At 55.9% G+C, this 4,396-nt stretch carries 5 protein-coding genes; all 5 read left to right on the forward strand.

What is annotated here, in order from left to right:
• Positions 1 to 831, forward strand: an 831-nt coding sequence (locus P3W85_RS25140) for a DUF3440 domain-containing protein (RefSeq protein WP_276266750.1), incomplete at its 5' end; no start/stop codon positions are given.
• The gene (locus P3W85_RS25145; protein ID WP_276266751.1) at positions 828 to 1,280 is read left to right on the forward strand and encodes a GNAT family N-acetyltransferase; all 453 of its coding nucleotides are present in this window, start codon (positions 828 to 830) and stop codon (positions 1,278 to 1,280) included. The genes P3W85_RS25140 and P3W85_RS25145, both read left to right, overlap by 4 nt.
• Positions 1,258 to 1,902 (forward strand): IbrB-like domain-containing protein, encoded by a 645-nt coding sequence (locus P3W85_RS25150; RefSeq protein WP_276266752.1) that lies wholly within the window; start codon positions 1,258 to 1,260, stop codon positions 1,900 to 1,902. The genes P3W85_RS25145 and P3W85_RS25150 overlap by 23 nt, the downstream gene beginning before the upstream one ends.
• Positions 1,903 to 2,755: 853 nt before the next feature.
• Complete coding sequence (locus P3W85_RS25155; protein ID WP_276266753.1) at positions 2,756 to 3,649, forward strand: EAL domain-containing protein; 894 nt, start codon at positions 2,756 to 2,758, stop codon at positions 3,647 to 3,649.
• Positions 3,650 to 3,870: 221 nt separating this feature from the next.
• On the forward strand, positions 3,871 to 4,396 hold a 526-nt coding region (locus P3W85_RS25160; protein ID WP_276266754.1), incomplete at its 3' end, for a fimbrial protein.

The following is a 4,396-nucleotide window of genomic DNA, read 5'->3' on the forward strand; positions in this document are numbered from 1 at the left end:
GCATTCTTCCCCTTCTATCGCTACCGCATGGAGTTCGAGGAGTTCATCCCCGCCTTCAATGAGTGGCTGGCCCGCGACAAGTCCACCGCCATTCTGGTTGGTATCCGCGCCGACGAATCCCTGAACCGTTATCTAGCAGTAAAGCGTAGCGCCAAGATCAAGAAGCGAGCGTGGGCAGTTCCTGATTCGCAAACGCCGATCCAGTGGAGTTCGAGGGACAACTCCGACAGCCGGGCTGTTACGTTCTTTCCAGTCTACGACTGGCGCTTCGAAGACCTGTGGCGTTATGTCGGCGAGCATGGCGTGGCCTATAACCGGCTCTATGACTTGATGTATCTAGCCGGAGTCCCGTTTTCACAGATGCGCATCTGCCAGCCCTATGGCGACGATCAGCGAAAAGGCCTGGATCTGTTCCACCAGATCGAGCCCGATACTTGGTTTCGTCTGGCTCTTCGCGTGGAAGGTGCGAATTATGCCGCCCGCTACTGCCGTCAGCGATTGCTGGGGTACCGAGGCGGACTCGGGCTCCCGCCGACCTTCAGTTCGTGGAAACAGTACAGTCATTTTCTCCTCGCCAGCCTACCCAAGCCGCTTCGCGACGTCTACGGACGGCGCATCGCGCGCTTCGTCCACTGGTGGGCGCAGCACGACTACCCTCTTGAGCGCTGGCCAGACGCCGGGATACCCGCCTTGGAAAACAAGAAAACCCAGCCTTCCTGGCGTCGTGTCGCCCTGGCGCTGCTCAAGCAGGACATGGCGCGCTCCCTATCTTTCGGCTTCGCGCGTCGTGACGTCGATATGCTGGCCTCCGCGGCAGGAGGCGCGGAATGAAACCATTTGTCGATTACGAATTCATGGACTTGCGTTCATTTGACGATGAGGCATTGTTCTTCGCTCTCATGGGGCGCTTCTTTGCTAGCCCGCGCGTCCGCCGCGATTGTGGTGGGTATCCATTGAACGATGGTCCGTTGTACCGTTGGTTCGTAGCCCTTCGCAGGGCCGACAGGCGTGTCGCAGGATTCATCAGTATTGAGGAGCAACCAGATGTCGTTCGGATACGCGACGGCTACGTACGCCCCGAGGCGCGCGGTCGGGGACTGTTCGGGGAGTTGCGCCGAAGAGTACTGATACACATCGAAGCGTTGGGAGTGTCAGCGACGACTCGCGTGCCGGAGCCATCCGTCCGCTACTTCGAGCCTCATGGATTTTGCATTCGCAGCACCCGCGGTCAATGGGTGATGCTGGAGAAAGCGGCTCATGTCTCTTGCCATGCCGAATAAGAGCAATCTGACCGCTCGCGCGGCGTCCCTTTTTCGGGAACTCGATGATTTGCCTCTCGCCGAGAAAGTCGAGGTCATCAACACGTTACGTCGTCTCCTGCATGCCCACAGCCCCTTCGTCGGCGAGCCCACGGACTGCGTGCAATGGGTCACGGGGGATTTGGTTCAAGGCAATGACTACAATCCGAATACGGTTGCACCAGCCGAAATGCGTCTACTTGAATATTCAATCCGCGCTGACGGATACACCCAGCCTATCGTGACCCACTGTTTGCAGGGCCGTCATACTGTTGTCGACGGATTTCACCGTCAGCGCGTGGGCAAGGAATCTGCAGATATTCGCTCCAGGCTGCATGGCTATCTGCCCATCGTCACAATTCGCGAGAGCCGCGGCGACGCCAAGGACCGGATTGCAGCAACGATTCGGCACAATCGCGCCAGGGGAGTCCATGCGGTATTGCCGATGACCGACATCGTAGCCGTGCTTCTGTGCAAAGGCTGGAGCGATGCCGACGTAGCCAACGAGCTCGGAATGGACAAGGATGAGGTGTTTCGTTTTAAACAGGTTTCCGGCCTACCCGAACTCTTTCGCGACCACGAGTATTCGAAATCATGGGAGTAGAACAGGCCGTCAGGAGAGTCTCTTCTGTCGCGTCCACTCAGGCATTCGCTCTCGCGCACTCGCATAGGGCGAGAAGGCATTGACCGTCCCATCGCGCACACGTCTAGTCCACCTTCTTGATTTCAACCGACGCCATCAAGGCCGCCAACTTCCCGCCCGCGCCCTGCCCACAAAAGCGTACATGTCACCGAGCGGTTCGGCAGTCTTGCCCGGGGACCGACTAGCATCTCAGCGAGTTGATCCGCACGTCCGGCGAGCGGGGGAACAGCGCAGGCAAGCAATATGCGAGCCCCCCCAAGATTGCCGCATACCTGGAGGCGGATGTAGCGCGGTTGTCCATCTAGAACATACCGACGCTCACCAAGCTCGTTTTCAAAGACTGCATTGACCCGGTCGAATTCTCACCCGAAATTGAATAACTGTTACAAAATATGTGCGTATATGTGATATTTTATTCGCTCACTTAGGCTTGGTTATTCATACAATAACAATTTACAAAAAAAGCGGGAAAACCATCTAAACATAGCTTCCCACTTCGCGTTCCCGACGCATACGGACGTCTCTGCACATTGAGAACGGACTCAATTATCATTAGACACCACTCCGACCTGATCTCGGATCCTCTCGGTCATAATTCTCCCCAACAAATATACCCGACAGCACCTGCTGGCATCGCGTAGCACCGCATATCAATGAATAACGGCCATTGGAGCCGAAGTCTATGGTGCATGCACACGCTGCGCATGTGGGTCGGAGCGTTCGATCCAGATAGATTTCATCTCGAACCAATTGATTTGGGGAGCCGAATTCGCACTCTCTTATTATCCATTGACGGAAAAGATGGATAAAGCGCATGAAGAACTTGGAAATACAGGGGAACGGGATGGTACAGGGCGCCGGTAATATATTTCTTGTCGACGGCTCTCGAGCCGGCATTCGGGAAGCCGGCATTCGGGCCATTGTAAAACGCGTACATGAAGGATTGATCTCAGAGCAATTTGGCCTCGTTTTTCAGCCAATATGGCGCGCGAAAAATGCCTCTGTCACCAGCGTAGAGTGTCTGCTGCGCTGGCACCACCCGACTTACGGGGTGCTGCTGCCCGGTGCGTTTCGTCACGCATTCTCTGATGAGGCACTTGCGCGCGAGACCTTTTATTTTGTTTTCGAGTCCGCCTGCAAGGAATTGGCTTTTTTGGAAGAAAGAAATCAAATAATTCCAACCCATATTGCCGTCAATATGGAGCCGTCGGTTTTGGTCGATGAAAGATTGATCGAACGGATTACGGCGATCACAGGGCATTATCATGTGGAACCCAGCAGATTCGACTTCGAGATTGTCGAGACGGACGACGCTTCGACACTGCTTTCTCTGAGGGAATTTACGGATCCTCTGAAAGGACTTGGGATTCGCCTCATGTGCGATGACTTCGGCTCTGCCTATCCGCCCTTTTCAGCATTGAGTTCTATGCGAATTGACGGAATAAAGCTCGACAAATCCTTCCTTCGAGGAATCCCGACCGGTGAGCGAAGTTGCATTGTTCTTGAGGCACTCCTCGATCTGTGCGCGAGATTGCAACTTCGGGTAGTCGTTGAAGGGGTTGAAACCGGAGCGCAACTCGAATGGCTAACCACGCGCGGAGACATCGAAGTCCAGGGGTTCTATATCGGGCGCCCGCAGGCGCAGATCGGGGAAGTCTACGCACATCTGCCTCGGGCTGTTTTGTCTGATAAGCGTGCTGGATACTAGGACACTTTTCTCCTCCTGGCGATGAATTACGGAGGATGTCGTCCACATCTCAGAATTACCGCTCTGGATGGGAAATCATTGAATACCATCTCTTGAGTTTGCAAAGGACCTTTTTGCTCTATTTATTTACGGGCGAAATTGTGAAGTAGTTGCGTGCCTCGGCGATAAATAGGCCGCCCGCATGCTTTCTTTGGTTTCATTCTTCTCTTTGAGGTTCACCCATGAAAACGAAACTGTTGTCCACCATGATCGCCGCCGGCGTCATCGCCCTCTCCCAGAATGCGCTGGCAGCCGATGGCACCATTACCTTCAACGGTAATATCACTGCGCAGACCTGCACCATCAACGGTAACGGTGGTGGCTCGAACAACTTCACGGTCACGCTACCGACCGTGTCGAGCTCGACCCTGGCCACCGCCGGGCAGACGGCCGGTCGTACGCCGTTCAACATCGCGCTGACGAACTGCACGCCGAACTCGGGCAACGTGCACACCTTCTTCGAGGCGGGCGCGACCACCGACAGCACGACCGGCAACCTGATCCTGACCGCCGGTGGCGCCACCAACGTCCAGCTGGGCCTGCTGAACTCGGACGCCACCGCGATCAAGGCAGGCTTCGCCGACGCGTCGCAGAACTCGAAGTCGGTTGCGATCACCGCCGGCTCCGCCACCCTGTCGTACTTCGTGCAGTACGTCGCGACAGGTGTAGCTACCGCCGGCGCGGCGAACTCCAGCGTGCTCTACACCA

The organism is Cupriavidus basilensis (assembly GCF_029335485.1).
Lineage (GTDB): Bacteria > Pseudomonadota > Gammaproteobacteria > Burkholderiales > Burkholderiaceae > Cupriavidus > Cupriavidus basilensis_E.

Excerpts from the sequence above, each read along its gene's own strand:
- P3W85_RS25155 (WP_276266753.1), top strand. The coding sequence starts at position 2,756 with ATGAAGAACTTGGAAATACAGGGGAACGGGATGGTACAGGGCGCCGGT.
- P3W85_RS25145 (WP_276266751.1), top strand. The coding sequence starts at position 828 with ATGAAACCATTTGTCGATTACGAATTCATGGACTTGCGTTCATTTGAC.
- P3W85_RS25150 (WP_276266752.1), top strand. The coding sequence starts at position 1,258 with ATGTCTCTTGCCATGCCGAATAAGAGCAATCTGACCGCTCGCGCGGCG.